Annotated in this window: 13 protein-coding genes; all 13 read right to left on the reverse strand. The window is 41.7% G+C overall.

All coding sequences use genetic code 11. The features are described 5' to 3' along the window. Window positions 1-190: 190 nt before the first annotated feature. The 13 genes from DP117_RS09960 to DP117_RS10020 all read right to left on the reverse strand — a co-directional run bounded on the left by DP117_RS09960 (window position 191) and on the right by DP117_RS10020 (window position 19,052). On the reverse strand, window positions 191-2,290 hold the full coding sequence (locus DP117_RS09960; protein ID WP_211176018.1) for an AAA-like domain-containing protein: 2,100 nt from the start codon (window positions 2,288-2,290) through the stop codon (window positions 191-193). A gap of 206 nt (window positions 2,291-2,496) precedes the next feature. Continuing rightward, window positions 2,497-3,597: a glycosyltransferase family 4 protein gene (locus tag DP117_RS09965; protein WP_248277605.1), complete on the reverse strand. Its 1,101-nt coding sequence runs from the start codon at window positions 3,595-3,597 to the stop codon at window positions 2,497-2,499. A gap of 729 nt (window positions 3,598-4,326) precedes the next feature. Next, window positions 4,327-5,676, reverse strand: a complete 1,350-nt coding sequence (locus tag DP117_RS09970) for an oligosaccharide flippase family protein (RefSeq protein ID WP_169218202.1) — start codon at window positions 5,674-5,676, stop codon at window positions 4,327-4,329. 522 nt (window positions 5,677-6,198) lie between these two features. Continuing rightward, window positions 6,199-7,326 carry an acyltransferase gene (locus tag DP117_RS09975; protein WP_169218160.1) on the reverse strand — a complete coding sequence of 376 codons (1,128 nt, stop codon included), beginning with the start codon at window positions 7,324-7,326 and terminating at the stop codon, window positions 6,199-6,201. A gap of 52 nt (window positions 7,327-7,378) precedes the next feature. Then, window positions 7,379-8,683, reverse strand: a complete 1,305-nt coding sequence (locus DP117_RS09980) for a glycosyltransferase family 4 protein (protein WP_169218161.1) — start codon at window positions 8,681-8,683, stop codon at window positions 7,379-7,381. Between the two features lie 5 nt (window positions 8,684-8,688). Then, entirely contained in the window at window positions 8,689-9,735 is a 1,047-nt protein-coding gene (locus DP117_RS09985; RefSeq protein WP_169218162.1) for an NAD(P)-dependent oxidoreductase, read from the reverse strand. Continuing rightward, entirely contained in the window at window positions 9,732-10,784 is a 1,053-nt protein-coding gene (locus DP117_RS09990; protein ID WP_169218163.1) for a Gfo/Idh/MocA family oxidoreductase, read from the reverse strand. Before DP117_RS09990 ends, DP117_RS09985 begins: the two co-directional genes overlap by 4 nt. A 104-nt stretch (window positions 10,785-10,888) precedes the next feature. Next, window positions 10,889-11,896, reverse strand: a complete 1,008-nt coding sequence (locus DP117_RS09995; protein ID WP_169218164.1) for a glycosyltransferase family A protein — start codon at window positions 11,894-11,896, stop codon at window positions 10,889-10,891. Between the two features lie 98 nt (window positions 11,897-11,994). Next, window positions 11,995-12,675 (reverse strand): class I SAM-dependent methyltransferase, encoded by a 681-nt coding sequence (locus tag DP117_RS10000; RefSeq protein ID WP_169218165.1) that lies wholly within the window; start codon window positions 12,673-12,675, stop codon window positions 11,995-11,997. A 79-nt stretch (window positions 12,676-12,754) separates the two neighbouring features. Next, the gene (locus DP117_RS10005; RefSeq protein ID WP_169218166.1) at window positions 12,755-13,969 is read right to left on the reverse strand and encodes a glycosyltransferase family 2 protein; all 1,215 of its coding nucleotides are present in this window, start codon (window positions 13,967-13,969) and stop codon (window positions 12,755-12,757) included. An 85-nt stretch (window positions 13,970-14,054) separates the two neighbouring features. Beyond that, window positions 14,055-15,326, reverse strand: coding sequence for an O-antigen ligase family protein (locus DP117_RS10010; RefSeq protein WP_169218167.1), 1,272 nt, complete (start codon window positions 15,324-15,326; stop codon window positions 14,055-14,057). Window positions 15,327-15,334: 8 nt separating this feature from the next. Further along, complete coding sequence (locus tag DP117_RS10015; RefSeq protein WP_169218168.1) at window positions 15,335-16,534, reverse strand: glycosyltransferase family 4 protein; 1,200 nt, start codon at window positions 16,532-16,534, stop codon at window positions 15,335-15,337. Window positions 16,535-16,829: 295 nt separating this feature from the next. Further along, window positions 16,830-19,052, reverse strand: a complete 2,223-nt coding sequence (locus DP117_RS10020) for a polysaccharide biosynthesis tyrosine autokinase (protein ID WP_169218169.1) — start codon at window positions 19,050-19,052, stop codon at window positions 16,830-16,832. Window positions 19,053-19,472 lie beyond the last annotated feature (420 nt).

Here is a 19,472-nt window from a genome sequence, read left to right on the forward strand (position 1 = left end):
CTGGGGATAAGGGGCAGGGGGAAGGGAAAATAAAAACCCTTTAACCTTTAACCTTTCCCCTTTACCCAACTCTTGCAAAAGTCACAATTGCCACGAGTTCCAAGGTATTGGATGAGGGGCTGAAAAGGATGAGAAAGCATCTTCCTCATCTGTGCTTTTATTGAGAATCATTTTGGATTGTTTATGCACTCTAAATTGCTTGACATAAAATAGAGTTGAAAATCACGCAATTGTGCCCCTTTCTTTTCGCCTGAGAAAGAGCTTCTTCAGCAGCTGCAATTAACATTCCAGGTGAGGTTTGATGGTTAGGTCTTGCGGTTGCAACTCCTAAGCTCACAGTGAGAAATGGAGCAGGAAATCCATTCAATTGAGCATTGCTCAATCTTTCCAAAGGCATAGCGACTCTGTTTCTTCCCACAACAGGATAGAAGTTATCTTTTGGTAACCCAAGATCATTGATATGGGCGATATGCGTCCCTTGCAGCGTGTCTCTGTGGGGCTGGGTGTCAAGCCTCCGGCTGATCGCCAATTCCATAACTTTCTTGCGAACATTTTCTGCAATTTCAACAGCAACATCGCCGGGTGTTTGAGGTAAGATTGCAGTAAACTTTGTTCCCTCATAGTGTGTCATGCGAGTAGCTTGACCGTTCAAGCCGTCACAGATAGTACTGGCAATTTGCTGTAAACTCTCCATGCGAATTTGAGAGTCGTGAGTGTCACTGTCAAACCTAAAATAGTCAATTTCACATACTATCAAGGATAGTATTGAAGCCTGTGTTTGCCACTGCGGCCACTCGATTTCCAAGTATTTGGTAAAGTTGTGTGGATTAACGAAGTTACTTAGGGCATCAGTTTCAGTTGTGTGACTAGATTCTCGCGGTTCTTCCTCTAACGACTGTGAATAACCATGAACCTCATTTTGCTTGCCAAACTGCTGACTAAAGAAAAGGCGATACAGTTCACAACTTGGCTTTGCTTGATGACCATCTAGTTGAACTAGACCCATGCTTTCTAGCTTATAAGCAGCGAGCACATCGAGTTGTACGCTTTGTTGGACAGTCACAACTTGTTGCATAGCTGACATCAATTGTGGGTCAGCTTGGAGCATGGTCAACAGTTCTCTTATATGCTGACTATAAATTCCACTTGGTGTAGGAGCTTTTTGTAATAACGCCTCTAAGGTTATCTCCTCCTGACAGATGTGATAAAGCGCAAGACTGATTAGATAGGGATGTCCCCCCATCATTTCTTGTAAGGGTGCAAGGCGTTGTGCTCCTTCGGAGTCTGTAGCCCAATCTATGCCGTAACTTTGTGCTAAATTCTGTACTTGCTTGAGAGTAAATGGTGGTAGTGAAACTGTTAAGCCAACATTAAAAGGAGATTGGTTAAGTTTGAGCGGGATATAGATTTCTGTACTATGAACCACCACTAAGTGTAATTTTTGCCAAAGATGATCCTGTTTTGCTTGTTCGTGCCAAAATCGGAGCATTGGTAAAAAGTCTTGAGCAATTTTGGGATGTTCAAAAATCCGATTGACTTCATTCAAAGCCAAGACTACAGCACTACAATCAATGTGCTGCAGTAGATATCCCTCGAAGTAGATTTTGCAGCTCACCTTGCTGCCCATCTCTGCATCCCAATAATCATCCAGATTAGGAGGGAGGTTCAGCTGCCTGCTAACATTGATGCAGAACCAACGCAAAAATTTCTCTATTGATGCAAAAACGGCTTCATCAGCTTCCTGAAAGTCTAAATAAACGGTTTTGTAACCTTGTACCTTTGCGTGATCAATAACTCTGTTGAGCAGTGAACTTTTCCCCATCTTCCTGGGTGCTTTGATACGCAGCAAGCAACCTGGTTGCATGATTTCCGTACAAACAAGTTCTTCAAGCGGAGGGCGATTGATGTAAAGAGGAGAAGCTAATGGTACAGGACCGCTGGGAAATTCTGGCTTGCTTAGTGTAACTAAATTTAGAGAACTTCTTTGTGCATCAAAGTTTGCTTGAAACTCTTGTTGGGACTGGTTGTTGTGCTGAACATTTTTATCTTGTTGGAGTCTATTCAAAACTAGATGCAGATTTTTCTTGGTTACCCTTTCACCAAGTGCGTCTGAAAGGTCCTGCCACAATTGGGAACCGACTTCCTTGATATAATCGCTACGGTAACCTGAGCCTTTCGCCATTTCACCATAAGTTTTCCCCAGCCATGATTGATGAAGTACAAACTGCTGAATGGAACCAAGAGGCTTGCCTTGGAGAATTTGTCCTAAAGCTTCTGGTAGTTGCTCCACGATTATTTAAAAGTGAAAGTTAAGTAAATTTACGTATATTTTTCTACATAACCATAATATACATCTAAAAGAACGATTTTTACAAAACTTTCTAGAAACACATTTAAAAACCGTTATCAATATGATTGCTGTGAAGAAAATGGTAGGTTGGGTAGAGCGTAAGCTAAACCCAACAAACACTTGATGTTTGAGAAAAACCTGACTTTTCACGGTATATGGAAAGTCAAGTTCTTTGCGTGCCCAAATGTAGAGATAAGTTTTGTGACTAAAGCTTGAACATACTTACTGTGATTGTATTGATTGTGTACCAGTTCATAACCTCTTTGAGCCTGAATCTCAGCTTTTTGAGAATTATTTAACAAACTTTGGATTGCTTGCTTCAGCCCGATGGGGTCACACGGATTCACACCAGTCACAATATCTGAGTCAATCAGATCACTAATTATTCCTGACGAACGAGTGACTATTACAGGTCGCCGACAAGCCATAGCTTCAAATAGAGTTGTGAGTCCAGCTTGATAATTATTCTTAAAAAGACTCAAAACAACCACGTCAGAATCGCGGTAAAGCTGCAATAATTCGCACCAGTCGTAAAAGCGAAACGACATATTCTTGGGTATAACTTTTGGAAACGACCGTCTTAATGCATTTGTGCTAGGCGAGAAAGCACAAACCTTGACATCAACATTCAAGTCTCGAGTTGCATCAGCCAGAGTCCGATAATCTCGTTTCTCCAAACCTCCACTACTAATAACTGGACGCAACTTATTTGCTGAAGCTAGTCCTGGTGTGAAGAAGGATGTATCTATAGGTAGTGAAGGAAGTAGATAGACTCGGTTTTCGTTTAAGTGCAGGTTGTGATGAAGGAATTTAGCCTGGGCAGAGGTTGTCGTTACAAATAAATCAATCCGGTCTGCTAAGTGAAAAAGCTTCAACGCTAAACGAGCTCGTGGTCGGTTAATGTTGTTCACAAAAACTATTATTTTAGGTCGCTTCTTTTTAGCAGCGCAAAGCGCAGCAATTGGAAATCCAATGTGTTCACTCGTGCAATATATGATATCATCTTCTTGAAGCTGCAAACACAGCTTACGTGCTAAACCCCAGTTTTCAGGAGTACCTACAATCTTAGTAAGCATTTTATCTACGGGCAACACTTCCTCACTTGCCGGTTGATGAACATTAGCCCCTAAAAGCTGAGTTATATCCCACATTGTATGCCGGGGATTCTTCCCAATTTGGGCAGTTCGGGCGATCGCTTCTAAGTCACATGAAGGACATAAAGCTATGTGGTATTTCAAGATGTCCATGTTATGATTCAGGAATTTGTGGGATGTTAACATTCTCGCGCTTCTTAAGGCAACAGAGTTTCTAAGGGGTTTTTTCAAGAATTTGTCCCCTTTTGAAAACCGTATGGTTTTTGCGCTTGGTTGTCTGATGTATGTCTACGTTTTAACCTAGACCGAAGGGCGATCGCAAATTGTAACAAGGTCTAAATAGCCCAGAGGGGACCCTGAGTTTCTCTGGTCTTCTACGGTCTGAATGATAAGTCTTTAACCGCACACGATATTAGACTACCAAAAAAATCATCTTATCTTAATTTGTAGGGGAGAGCGTTAAAATAATTGGTAATTCATAATTCGTAATTCGTCATTACAAGAGCGTGAGAGCGCGTGCCATCATCCTTGATTGCAGACCACCCTTACGGGTTCACCAGTCGCAGCCTACGGCTCGCTCCGCTAACATGGGGGAGACCACGCCAGTTCCTTCAACGGGGGGAACCCTCCGAAGTTCTGATCGGAGGAAACCTCCGCTCAGACTTCTCTGCGCAACGGACTGGCTCCCCAAGACCCTTACGGGTTCGGCAGTTACTTCACTTGGGGAGACACGCCAGGTGCTACAACGGAGGGAACCTCCAAGGGCGCACTGGCTCCCCAAGACCGTACTGCCTCACCGCGCTGGTTCACCAAATCAAAGATTATGGTGGAGGCTTGTACCTCTAATTACAAATTACGAATTACGAATTAGTAATTATTTGGTCAATTCCACCCACTTAGTGTTTGAATTGGTAAACCAAACCCCAAATAATTCCGAATCGTTAAAAATAAAGCAAGTACTCCGATAAAAAAGACTGTTGTTTGAATATCTTGGGCGAAGCAAGTGAGTTTTTCCCGCCACAGTCCATAAAGATTAACTATGTACAAAGGCAAATCGCTGAGTGCAATGACGATAATAGCCCCCAGTACACCGAAACTGTTATGTGCTAAAGGTACACCCAGAGCAATGATTCCAAATCGAGCAAAATTACTTTGAGCTGAGTATAAGGGCTTGCTAATTGCCAATAAAGCAGGGCTGATACTGTAAAATAGCAGGGAAAACCAAATACCACTGCATAAAATCGGCATCATCCAGGTAGCTGCATCATACCTTTGGTCATACAGCATGGCGACAGCTAAATCACCAATAGTAATCAGAATTGCTAATGGAATCGCACATCCTATGAGTAGAATCCACCGTTGACGGATAATTTTTGTTCGCAAACTTGCTCTTGGCAAATCAGCTTGCTGAGAAATCGCAGGAAAAATGACTTTATAGCTAAGTTGTTTAATCACTTCTCGAGGTATGCTTGCCAGAGTATAAGCTACTGTATAAACGCCTAGCATTTGAAATGACAGAATCTTACCCAAAACTAGGCGATCAGATTGTTCAGCCGCAAACATCAGCCCTGATGCAATAAACATCCACTTACCAAAGGACAGAATTTCTCTGGCTGCTTCTGGCTCCCATGCAAAGCGGTGAGAATATTTTGGTATTAACCAATAGCTGCTGACTAATTTGTATATTCCTCCGATCACCATCCCAACAGCTAAAGCCCAGACTTCTGGATATAACCAAACCAACAGACATAAGGTAAATAAAAAACTGGCTTGCAATATCAGTTCATACAGGGCAATTTTACCGAGTTCCATTCGTCGATGTAGAGTATGTACGCTGGTAGAGCTAAATCCATCGAAAATTGAGTACAGTAAACCAATAGGAATTAGCCATATTAAGCGTTGATCATTATAAAAATTTGCCATCGGAAAACTCATCAATAAACAAAGAATCCAAATGACAACACCACGAATAACTTGTATAGTCCAAGCAGTATTTAAGAAACTAGGTTCATCGCCTCGTTTACTATTAATTATGTTTTGACCAATACCAACATCTGAAAAAAGTTCTAGACCAACTCTGAGGGTTGTCACCAAACTCATCAAACCGAAATACTCTGGTTTGAGTAGGCGAGTCAGAACTAAATTATTCCCAAATCGTAGGATTTGAATACTTCCAAAACCAAGGATTGTCCAAATTGCACCACGGATAGCAAGTTTTTTTAGAGATGCCATAGTTTCAACACAAATAAATTGGCGTTGCCGAATGAGAATATGAACCATGCGAACCACATAAAGGCGATCGCCCGTATAGCCCCAAGGGGTTTCCAGAAGGGAAACCCCTTCTGTGTCTCTTTCAGAACGGTTGGGGGCGTTTGGTCGGCGAAGCCATCGCCTTGTAGCTATTGCTTGTAAAGCTACCAGCCACGTCGGGATTAACACGACCTGCACCTCAAAGGTTTGTGGCAATTATCGTATTCCCTACTCTGGCAGAGCCACGAGTATTATTGAACACGTTACCACTATTCACAGATCGGTTGAAGGTAAGGGTGCTGAACAGCAGTTTTAGCGTTAACTTTACAAGGTGTCCTATTTTACCGTTATCTCGGCAGACCCCATTTTATGATGTGGTAGTCTTAACTTCAGTTAGGATTGGCGTACTATCTCGTGCGGTTTCAATGATTTTTACGACTTCTGATACAGAAGTTTCATCAAAACCGAGTTTGCTGAAGCCCCTGGATTCAATCCGGGGATTGCTTATACACGAAGAACCTCCTTATTTTTTACAAGCTTAATTTTTTGACTCAACTGGATGGATGGTTTCTCTACGAATTGCCACATGAGAGCAGAAAACCCTACACTGGCAATGATTCCTAGTAATAAGCAAAACGCTTGGCTGAAAGCGTTATTATTAAGCAGCTTAATACCGACGAAAAATACTGCTCCATAAACGGGAACATGGATCAGATACAGACTGTATGAAATCTGACCGAGAAATTGTAGCCATCGCCACTTTAACCAAACTTGCAGACGATTGGCTCGTGCAACTTCTAGTAGGAGTATGGCAGTAATCACACAGCCGATGACAAATAGTGTATAATTTAGTACGACAGAAGTCAACAACAGCGCCGAATAGAAGTAAAAGAAGATAGGCTTCAACTTATCGCGCCATGACCAATACGCAAAGACCCCTAGCAGAAATCCATACCATAACGGCAAAAAGAAAAAAGGTCTGCCATTATCTTCAAATACACCTATAGGAAAAAGAGTCGCGAGGACAGTGGCAGGGACAAACACAACTGCTCGAGCATAACGCAAATTCCACGAAGAATTAAGCCATTGTGCTAGTCCTAATAGCGCGCAAAAGACTAAATAGAACTGTAATTCTATACACAACGTCCAGAAAACTTCGTTGATATGTGGGACTCGAAAAATATCTTGTAAATAGAATAGATGTGCGAACAACCTCTGCAAAGAGAGAGGTTCTTTTCCTGGCGCAAACGCTTCTCCTTTGATTTGCGAAGATAGCAGTGCAAACAACAGAGTTATGACAATTGAGAAGTAATAAGGTGGAGTGAGTCGGGCAAAACGACGCAGACTGAAACGCCCAAAGTAGTCTAAGTTAATCTTTGCCTCACGTAGCGAGTGTGCAATCACAAAACCACTGAGGACAAAGAAGATGGGTACACCTAAGCTACCCCCGTCGAAGACGACAGTTACAAACCAGTGAGGTAAAGAGCTGGTTAATAAAGCAAGACGCCCATCTAAGATAGCATGGAACAAAACGACCCATAAGGCAGCAATACCACGTAGTGCGTCAAGGAAATAGAAATACTCTTTGGTCTTCTTAGCACCTGAAGTTGTTGATGAGACTTTCGGGTTCATGTCTACAAAAGCGTTGGGAAGTATTTTTCGGATGATATCAGCGCTGCCCTTTTTAAAGAGGGTTGGTAGACTCGTGACCAGAGGTTGTTACCATCTCATATTGGGTCAGCAAAACTTGCTTTTGTTGGTAATCGGGACGGATAGGTTCAACATGACCTTGCAGTGTACTAGTCATCAGGCGATGCAGTCGTGCAACTTCATGGTGTATGTTGAAGTCTTTCTCTACTTTTGCTCGACCTGCTGTGCCAAATGCTGCTCTAATTTTTGCATCATTCAGTAATTTTTCGATATGCTCTGTCAAAGAAGCAGTATCTCCAGGTGGAACAAGGTAGCCGTTGACACCATTTTTGACCAACTCACTGATGCCAGCAATCTGGGTGGCGACCACAGGAACACCAGCCGCCATTGCTTCCATCAGCACGACTGGTATTCCTTCAGCAAAGCTGGACATAACGAAAACATCGGTTTGCTGAAAATAGTCGCGTACTTCAGCTTGGGACTTATAGCCAACAAAATTGACATTCTGACTTAATCCCAACTCAGCAGTGATTTGTTCTAATTTTTGACGGTCTGGACCATCACCAACAACTGTTAATGATGTATCTGGATGCGATCGCCTTAAGGTGGCAAGACTTTCTAATAATATCGGTAAACCTTTCGCCGCAGCCAACCGTCCCACAAAAAGCAGGCGTTTTCCTGAGTCGTTGTGGGAAACGACATCGAATAAAGCTGGATCAATACCGCAATGAATAATATGCATTCGATTCCACTTGTCGGTGGGTGCAAATATCATTCCTTGACTACGAGCGTAATGACTGATACAACAAACAAACAGCGATCGCTTGATTTTCTCATCGAGTCGCCATTGATGGGGACGGAAGAAGATATACGGACCGTGCAAAGTGAAGCTATAAGTAAAACCGCCCATCTCGGCGGCAAGCATTGCTACAGTTCCGCTCGCTTCTACAATGTGGTTGTGTAGATGTACAATTTGTCTTTGTTTGATTTGTTTGGCAAGTACGCCTGCTTCCAAAAAGTAGAACAATTGATAAAGTACACCTCGCAATCCAGGTTGACTGGTTGAGAATGCAAGCTTAATTGCTTGTAAGTATCGAGTTGGGGAAGCAAGTAATAGACTGAGGTGCGCCAATAGTAAAATGATGGGATTGGGAGGAAGAATGTAGAAAGTGCGATCGCGCTCTTGCTTCTGTTCTTCTCCCACTATATGTTCATCTCCTGTTCGCCGAACAGAGAATGTGTGGACGTCCACACCCATTTCTCGCAAGGTTGTGACTTCTCGCTGGATGAAAGTATCTGTTGCTCTGGGATATTCACCAGTTAGGTAAGCAATACGCATTTTCTTCAGCTTCCTAAAGGTTGCAACGAAGGTGTCGGCTGCGGGACTTGCAACAATTCAGCATCGCTAAAGGTGCGCTCAAGTGCAGTGTCGAGTGAATATCTGGGGTTCCAGTTCAAAACTTTCTTGGCACGGGCATTACTATAGCGAAATGACTTAAAGCGAGCATCCAGTATGATTGGGTTGAATATGCCAGGTAACTTTGCTTGCCCATTAAGCACTTTTTTGTTGTACATCCAGAATATCCAGGCGATCGCCCGCATCAGTGTCCAATTAATACGAATCAATCGGGGCAAAGAGTACTTGTGTTTAATCAGTTTCTTGACATAAGCTCTTTGAGTGGGCAATCCGTCATCAACGATATTCAGGGTTTGACCAATAGCCTCTTCACGTTCCACAGCACTGACAATTGCTTCAGCACAGTTTTCAATATATGTCAAGGGCATTGTTGCATAAGCACCGATTCGCAACCATAAATTATTAGTTAATTTTCCTCCAAGCAGAGTACTCCAGAGGTTATCTCGTCCATAGATCAATCCAGGACGAATAATTGTCACTTGCGCCTTGTGATTTTGCTCAAATTCGCGAACAAGTTCTTCCTGAAGAAGCTTAGTTTGGGCGTATTCATCCCGCTCAAGAGGATCGGACTCTACGAGTGTATCTTCAGTAATTGTTGTGCCAGATTTTGTGCGAAGATAGTCATACACTGAGAAAGTACTAATGTCAACTAGTCGTAGCACATCAGCTTCAATCATTGCATCGAGCAAGTTTTCGGTAGCTATGACTGTACCAGCAAAGCGTGTGTAAAAGTCGCCTTCTTTAGCAGCTGCCAAATGAATAACCGCGTCCACACCCCGGAGAGCATCAACAATACCATTCTTGCCTCGCAAATCGATACGGATAAGCTCTACATCTGGGTGATTGTGCCATCCGAGGCGCTTTTCATTACTAGATGGTCGCACAACTGCACGTATTTTATGTCCTCGTCGCAGTGCTTCAGTAACAACATATTGTCCGAGAAAACCGGACGCACCTGTTATCAATAACTTCATACGCGATTGGCCTCCAATAGTAGGGCATTAATTAATCGATGTGTACGCTCTATATCTTCAAAACTGATTGGTGGCGCTTTATCTTCGATGACTGCTTCATAGGTTTTATCCAAGAGTCGATGAATACCCTCATAAACTGTTTTTTGCATAATTTTGTTACGAAAGTTCGTGAATGATGCTCCAATGAAGTCACATCCATTCATAAAATGATTAATGATCGGAGATAGCAGTTCTCCAGAGCGGGGTATGACACAACGCAGATGAGGCTGAAACAAATCCGTTTCAACATAACCTTTGGAACCTCGCACCGTCACGGCAAAAGACTTGGGTGATGTGTGACAACTGAATCGAATCCGAGCGTGTGCAGAACCTCCAATGACGATCGCATCAAGGTCATCATACCGGAATAAGTCTCCACCGCCGTGATTGCTCCATGCAGCACTCACACGCTCAAAATCTGGTATGAAGCGCACGACCATTGAACACAAGTGTGTCAAGAAATCATGAATGACGCCTGCAGGCATTTTATGAATCGGATTAGGCAAGTTTTCGTCTGCAAATGCTCCACCATCGCGAATTGGAAGCGCGATGCGGACTTCAACTTCTTGCACTTCACCAAGAGTACCATCTGCAACTAATTTTTCGATCGCAAGAATTGATTCGTTAAAGCAGTAGTTCTGGTTTTCAATTAACCAGCGATGGTGAGATTGTGCAAAACTCCAAAGTTCTTTAAACTCATCGTAGGTTGGTGTAATCGGCTTTTCACAGAACACGTGTACACCAGCTTCTAAGCAATCCTTGGCAATCCGCTTGTGTGTATGAGGCGGAGTTAGAATGTGTACAATGTCAGGCTTGACGTCATCAAGCATCTGGCGGTAATCAGTGTAGGTCGAGTCTGCACCAAATCGTCGTCCTGCATATCTAGCAGACGCCTTTGAAAGATCACAAACACTGGCTAAGTGTGCGCGCTCAGATTTGGAAAGAAAACTGAGATGCTCTTTGGAGATTGCTCCTGTGCCTATAACTGCTGATTTAAGTTTGGTTCCCATTGATACTCTATGTTTCTCAAGTAAAGCTTTTGTAAGGAAGTATTGCCATGATTCTAGTTATCAATTTCGCGTCAGATTCAATACATTGCAAAACACAGGTTGTCTTAACTGGCTGAAGGTATAGTTTTGTATTCCACTAGGGTGCGCTGTCGTTTCAACAACCTATTGATATGAAATTGGATTTGACCCAGTAGTTTTGGGTATTTTTCTAACACACCACAAAACAGGCCATAGAAAATAGCATCCTTTTTCTGAAAACCTTTAAACCGTGTCATTCGATACACTCTGTAAACTAAGAAAGTATAAGCTATCAATAGTAGGAATAGACTTATCCCCCTAGTTGGCAATAAAGTTGCAACCGTCAGCAAAGGCAAAAGAAAACCCCAAAACCAACTCCTCAAACTTTCTTTCACCCAATGCCGTTCAGGACTACGACCATGTAGCCAAGCCCCTTCAGCATAAGCATGACCATTGCGAATCTCCCGCTTCCACCACTGACCAAAACGGGTAATTTGAGCATCATGTAATGTCATCTGTGCATCAATGCGTAAAATTTTGCCACCAGCCTGACGCAGCCGCACACACAGTTCTGGTTCTTCTCCTGCAATCAATGTCGGATTGAACCCTCCCACCTTTTTAAAGGAACTCACCCTCATCATGGAATCACCACCACAAGCTTTTGCTTCACCTACAGGAGTATTCCACTCAACGTCACACAGGCGGTTATAAATGGAGTTCTCAGGGAATTCTTCTCGACGACGACCACACACTACGACAACATCGGGCTGAGTCATTAATTCATGCACAGCAGCTTCCAACCATCCCTCTACAACCCGACAATCTCCATCTACAAACTGGACAAATTCCAACTCTGGTTGTATTTGCAACAAGTGCTCAAACCCTGTATTCCTAGCACGGGCTGCGGTGAAAGGAATAGATAAATCGAGTTCAATAACATGGACACCAAGAGAGCGAGCCAGTTCTACACTACCATCTGTTGAGCCGGAATCAACGTAAACAACAGTTCTCCCTTCTGCTATCACTGATAGTAAGCACGCCTTGAGGCGATTTCCTTCGTTGCGTCCAATGACAACAACTCCAATAGATTTCAAAGTTAAACCTCCTATAATATTCGTCTATGTTTCACACAGTTTGAAATAACATCGAAATAGCTCTTGGCAGCACAAAACCTAGAGAAGTAAAATTATCACTAAGTATTCCACCCACCATAAACTGTAAAGGACTTAGTTAAACCCAAAAACTTTTCTTCATACATATTTGATTTTGGAAACAGCTTGACTAACTCCTTTTTTGTCAGTAATTTAATGCCAGTCACTAACTCTTTCGCTTTTTTCTTATCAGAAATCTTTTGAATCCAACCAAGGTTAAAATGGTTGATGAGAAAGACTCTCACTCCTACAGGAAGAAATTGAAACAAAGGAAAAACAAAATGGGGTTCGATTGGAAAATAAAAATTAGGCGTTTGAATAAAGTATCTTTTACCCACTCGCATAACTTCACGAGACATTTGAAGCTGTTCTTGAAAACCTCCTACATGTTCAATGACAGAATTAGAAAACACAACATCAAATTCTTGCTCTCGAAACTGTTGCATATTTCTGGCATCACCACTCACTTGTTTAATGTTTGCATAGACTGAATCGTCTATTTCAAAATCTAGGTTGATGATAGTGACTTCTACATCTTTGTCTGCTTCACGCCAAAAATCTGTATTTTGCCAAAAATCTACTCTTCCTCCGACATCGAGTATTCTGATTGGTGTTGGGACAGAGTCAAGAAGAGATTTAAATAAAGCAAATCGTTTTTTTCTTAACTTGGTAGCTAATGAGTCCTGATGTCGATGGTCGTAAATTTTTTCGATGATAGCCATAGTTGATTATCCACAAATCTACAGATATTAAATCATGAATTCTCTGACAATAGTAAAAGTTGATTGAATTAACGAAGTCTCATGATACCTTGTCCCTTTCCGTACGAATCCATACGTTTTCAGGCTTCACTAAAAACTTGAAATAAACTGGAATTTTCCAGAGAATGTAAAAAGGAACAGTTAAGAGTTCGCGCAGGGGAAGGTCTTTTCGAGCAAACTTAGTCCAAGTTGTCAGAATTGCCATGAGGAAACAAAGTCCTGCTGTGGCGACGACAACTGCTGGTAGCCATGATGTTCCCAAGACTCCAAACAGTAGAGTCACTGCCATTAGCCCTAACCAAATCACAACCAGCAAAGATAAAGGTGGTACACACAGATCCAGAACACTCACCAACAAGTCGAACCTTTTTTGGGATATTGCTTGTTTTAGTAAGATAGGGACATAGGTCTGCATGATTTGTAAATGACCGTGTTCCCAACGAGTTTTTTGAGTTTTGGCAGCTTGTGAATGCTGTGGTAAACAGCCAGTGACTTTCGCTTCTGAACAAAATACTGGTTTATGTCCAGCGAGGGTTAAGTCCAAACCTAATTTTAAGTCTTCAAGGAGATGACCGTTGGCTAGACTTACTGAGCAAATAACTGTCCAAGGGAAAGCCATACCTGTACCAAGCAACGGGCAAGACTGTCCCAAGCAAGCTAATCCACGGGGACGAACTAAATTTCTGACGATGTTAGAAAATTGTGAAACAAAGTCTTTTGACGACTGAGAGTTTTTAGGTTTAGTCATCAAGTAGCTAGCTTGGACAGGTGCGCTAGAGGCGATCGCACACTGAGTAAGCTGTTCAATTGCGCCTGGATGGACTGTACAGTCAGCATCAATAATCACAACAACATCCGGAGGATCTGACTCAAGAAACTGTAAGCCATAATCTAGAGCGTACCCTTTACCTCTGCACTCAAGGTCGTGACGCTCAACAACTGTAGCACCTGCTGCACGGGCAATCTTGGCAGTTGCATCAGTACAATTGTCAGCAACGACAACCAAACGGTCTTGTTTCTTTAACACTGGAATGAGTTTTTCCAGTGTTGAACCGATAACAAGTTCTTCATTGTGAGCAGGGACTAAGACAGCGACTTTTGCATCTTGCCAATTATACTCGTTTGCAACAGAAGTGTTTGGGAGTAGAGCAGCAGTACATTCAATCAGAAAAAATAGGCAGATGACAAAAACACTGGATGCACTGATTAACAGAACAACATCAATAAACACAGGCACCAGTTGACTCATTGACATGGCATTGCAACCTCAAATAAAAAATCAATTTCGGAGTACATAACTTCAGAAGAATTGTTGTGATTTACAAGTCAATCATTTTTCCTCAAAATGTTAATTTTTCAGATTTCATTTTTTTATTTAAAGTCACAACGACGACCACAAATAACATCCAATTTGTACTAAACTGAGCCATCAAACTACTCTCTGTGACATTATTCAGTGCCAGGTAGGTAAGATAAGCTAATGGCCAAACATTTTCTGGATGTTCAGATGCGTAAGCTAGTTTTAATGCTCGAGCAAAGGCTATGAAATAAGTGATAAAAAAAAGTGATAAACCAATCAAGCCAAGATCGAGTGATATATCTAAAAAGCCATTGTGAGCATTAGGTGCAATCCAGTTAGTGCCGACTGCGTAACCTGCTTCGACTGCATAGTGACTGTTAGGTGCAAAAAATGCAGCAAATCCATAACCCAACAATGGTCTTTCCATTAATCTAGATAATCCATAACCCCATAAAGGTGTCCGTCCAGTTAAAGTTGGGTCTCTTCCTAAACCAGTGATGAGTTCTATCCAATTACTGAAAACGAATAGAGCGATACATCCCAAAATCAGAATTCCAATGTCTATGAAAATTATGCTTATCTTACCTTGCCACCGAAAGTTTTTATAAAACATCATTACTAATATAAGTAGAAAAGAAATAACAAGAGAGGTTTTTGAAGTTGAAAGCAGTATCAAGACCAGTGAAAAGCTAAAACCAAACCACTTGTATAGAGTAGAATTTTCCTTGGGCAACGCAAAAAATGTTAATGAACTTAAAACCATCACGCTGCCAAAAGCATTTTTTTGCCCGTATACTCCTCTCCATGCTCCTGGATACTCTTCGTGTGCTCCATGTATACCAACTGCAGGAAATACAAGGGCAAAGATAACACTCAAAAAACACACTATCAATAAAGTTACGGCAAGAAGTTGTACCTGCTCTTTCAAGCTAAATCGTATAGCGAAATATAAACCAAAAAAGGCCATTATCAAGACCTCTGTGGCAATAGATAAGGTATAATTTGGAAATTCTGACCAGGAAAATGATAGAAGGCACAATCCTACTAGTAAACAGACTGTTATGTTTTGAGTGACGGCGACAATTGTCTTTTTCCAGAAGATGCAAACGAGAATGATTGACATTCCCCAAACAAAATATTTGATGAGTGCGAAGACGAATTGTGGAAGTAAACCAGCCCTGGTCAATGCAAAAAGTATCGATGATAAGCAAAGAAAACCTAAGATAGCAAAAACCCAATCTGCAAACCTTGGAGATGTCTTTACACTGGTGGATTTTTTCACACTAATCTTTGTATCTTTTGCTAAGTTCATATCCTATCCTAGAGCTCTTGTTGAATTGCCAGAAGGATATGTTTTAGACCCATTCCCCAACTTTTAGTTGTATCGTAGAATTGCTCTCGCACTCGCAAGCATGCTAATCTCTTTTGTTCGTAAAGTTCGAGATTGTCACACAATTTCAGCACCGCGTCACCGTAAGCTTTTACATCATTCGGCGGCACCTCTATAATAGCCTCTTGAACATAAAATGCAGCTGGACAGACAGATGAAGTCACTGCTGGGCGACCTGCTAAAATACTCTCAGACACAACTCGATTAAAACCTTCTATAAACTCTGTTCTAGTTGGTACAATCACAGCATGCGCTTTATTAAACATTTCTTTCATTTGTGACTTAGTACAGTAACCGTGACAGATAAAAGAAGCATCAACTCCAGATTCTTGAGCTGCAAAACGCAAAGACTCTAGTTCTGAACCTTCCCCACAAATGTCGAAAATAATATCTTTTCTGCCTTCAAAGGAAAAACGTTTGGCAATCTCCAGCAAGTCGAACACACCCTTGTCTGTTTCTATTCGACCTGCAAATAAAACTCGGAAGACATCCGAGTTCTTGGTGTCAGGTTCAGCGATGTCTGCAAAATAAAAGGGACGATATGTAGGAAAAAATTCAAAAATTGGTGGATGTTTACCCTCCGTCAGCTGGATAATCTGTTGTGTGATGTCTCGCGATACCGCTAGCATTGCTTGACTTTGAGAAGAGAACAAAGGACGACTGAGTTGAAAAGTGATTTTCTCTCCCAGTCGCAGAGGGAGATATTTGCACCAAAGGACACAATGCAGTGATAATATAACCCTTATTCCTAGCCAGTGAAAGAGAGACAAAACAAACCAGTGTGTTGTCCCAGTATCTGCAACGACGACATTAGCCCGAAAGCGAAGCGCAGAGGACAACAACCACAATCCGCACCATATCTGCCTCAAGTGGTATATGATACCTGAAGCTTTACTAAATGGAACTGGACGGCGTTCTACCGTAAATCGCTCACTCTGCAAAAATTCCTTTTTACTAGACTGTGCAATTACGTAACCCTTTGCATCTAGAGCTTTACAAACTTCATAGAACTGACTCGAGAAGAAAACTGACACCTGTGAAGGAGCATCCTTACCCTGACTCCAATAATTGTAAGACTCTATCACATCTTCAGGGGCAACTGCGTACAGAATCCGAAGTGGTTTAGACATTCCTTGTTTCTCTACCTTTGTTTTTTTGAAGAAATGATTTTTAAAGGTTTCTCAACTACCGTTGCTCCTGCTGGAATCTTGCACAGAACCGCAGATGCTTTGGCTTGGTTTGTATTAGTTATCAACTCTACTTGTATACCCATTATTCAATCCCAATTTCAGTTTCTACGACACTTAGTACTGCTTGACACTCAGAGGAATAAAAGTAGCTGTTAAGCTGTTGATTGAGAGCGATCGCTCTCGAAAAAACCGTCGCATTTCGAAAGCACGAGGCAATGTTGTTTATGACATAAAATTATTTGTAAGTCCATTGTTCAATCCCAATTTCAGTTTCTGCACCACTTTGTCCTCCTCGAGGATTCGAGTGGTAAAAGTAGTTATCAGGTTCGTGTTTCACATTTACAGCGTTTGCAATCATCCCTAAAACCTTAGCTTCAGAACGTTCCAACAAAGATTTTGCTGCTGTCGCACTTGATGAATCCACAACACCTGGTCGAACGACTAGCAAAACTCCATCTGCCATTTTTCCGAGAACTGCTGCATCAGCAGTCCCAACTAAAGGAGGAGTATCAAATACGATGTAATCGTATCTGTCAGAGAACGTTTCAATCAAAGAAGCCATGCGATCAGAGTCAATCAAAGCAAGGGGATTAGGAGGTTGTACTCCAGCCGTGAGGACAGACAGGTGTTTTGTCACTGTTTGCACAGCTTGCGAAAAGTCATCTTGACCAACAATGACGTTACTCAAACCGACTGAGTTTATCAGACCCCACAGGTGATGTTGCGACGGTTTACGCATGTCTGCATCGATAAGCAAAACTCTCCGTTCTGCTTGAGCCAGTACCGCCGCTAAGTTAGCAGAAACTTCTGATTTCCCTTCTCCAGGAACAGAACTCGTGACTACAATTGTGCGAACTTTCTTATGGCTAATGAACTTTAAGTTTGCCTGAAGCATTTGATAAGCTTCATGAATGACCGAGCGAGGAGAGGTTGCTACAATCACTCGACCAGAGACTTTTTCTGATATCAGGTTAACCGAAGGGGATGTTTTATTCGAGCCAAACTTAGGAATCAGTCCCAGCAAAGTATAACCAAAAAATTTCTCTGCTTCCTTAACCGTTTTCAAGGTTCTATCTACTAAGTCTACAAAGAATGCCGCTGCTGTCCCCAGTAGTAACCCCACAAACACGCTACCTCCTAATAAAAGGAATGTGACTTTGGATGGAGATGGTTTTTTGGGAACCTGAGCAGGTTGAATTTCTTTGGCATTACCAACAGTTTGCTCTTTTGCTACTTTAATTTCCTGTAGTCTGGTAACAAGATTTTCGTAGTTTTTTTGCGCTATAGATAACCTTCTCTCTAAATCTCCTTGCTTTTTCTCTAATTTTGGCATGGTTTCAAGCCTCTGCCTATAAGCTGCTTGGATATTGGATAATGCCTGTATTTTGTTTTGCAGACCCTGGCGTTGCGTTTGTATAATTGCATATTCATTCGCCAGATTTTCCTTGATTTTCCCTATCTGTAATTTACCCGGAGCAACCTTTTGTTGATTATTTAAAACTTGTTGCATTCCTGATGGTCCTAAAACTTGCTCAATCCGCTGCTGTAATAAAGCATTTAGGGTGACTTCTTTATCTTTTAATTCAGTAATAGCTGGATGTTCGCTGGTGTAGCGTACTTTTTCATTCGCTAGCTTGGTTTGTACCTTCTGTAACTCACTGAGAACTTCCTGTACACCAGGTATTTGACTTATGGAAGTAATTTCTACAGCCTGCTCCCCAGCCAAATTGAGTTGAGTGCGCATTTTTTCTTCCCGCGCAATCATATCTGCTAGCGCCGCCCGAGTTTGGTTAATTTCATTATCTATTTGAGCAAGATTTTGAACAGCGGCGCTTGCTTCTTCTGGAAGCTCAATAATCTTATTGCGAGTTTTAAACTCACGTAATCCCTCTGCTGCCTGGTTTAATTCTAATCGAGCCTGTGGTAGTTGTTTTTCGAGAAATTTACCTGCTGCGAGGACTTGAGTTTGATTGAACTGAATGTTCTTTTCTATGTACGATTTCATCACCTGATTGACGACTGATGCTGCCAATTCAGGATTTCCTGAAGTGTAGGAAACTTTTAATACATCTGTACCTACTATAGGTTCAACCTTGACCTTAAGTAAGTCTGGCTCAAGGGCATTTCCTTTTTTATCTTTTAACCCTAGAGTATCGATAACTTCTTTTAAAATTGGCTCAGATCTCAAGATGACAGCCTGTGTTTCCAGCGGATTACCCTCACGCATTAAGGATTCAAGATCTCCTATCTTTTCTCCCACTTTTGTCAGCGATGAGGTTCTGTCTGATTTAAAAAGAAGCATTCCACTCGCCTGATACTCAGGCTTTTGTAGGAACACTAGAAATGACGATAGTCCCACAGAAGCTAGAAGAACTCCTACAACAATTGGCCAACGGCGTTTCAGAACCAGCCAGTATTTTTGAATCTCTACTTCTTCTTGATAGCCTCTAGTCTCCATACAAGTTTCCTAATCATAAATTCAGTACTAAGTTGGAGCCAATAACGAAATTCGATGTAGATACACTAGCTTCTTAGTATAGGCTATCTTTGTCAGAAAGATAAAATATTTTCTATGTCTTTTCAATACAAAGACAAGATAGAGTTTTTCTTGAATTATTGGCAACAATTACGTAGTTTGTTTAATTCTAGGTAAGAGGATGTTTGAAAAATTAAATATGTTATGCATCATCAACTAACAGCGTAGCAAATGCGTACATTTTTGGCTGTTAGTATCTTACTCAAAACATCATGGCAAACGTATATTTGAAACGGTGAAGAGAGTGCGAAGTGTGCGAGTTTATCAATGAGAGATTTTGCTTGTTTCTCACATACTATGGGCGCATCTCTTTGAGAATTCTGCGAAGTGTTTTGCTTGACG

The sequence above is a fragment of the Brasilonema sp. UFV-L1 genome (assembly GCF_012912105.1).
Taxonomy (GTDB): domain Bacteria; phylum Cyanobacteriota; class Cyanobacteriia; order Cyanobacteriales; family Nostocaceae; genus Brasilonema.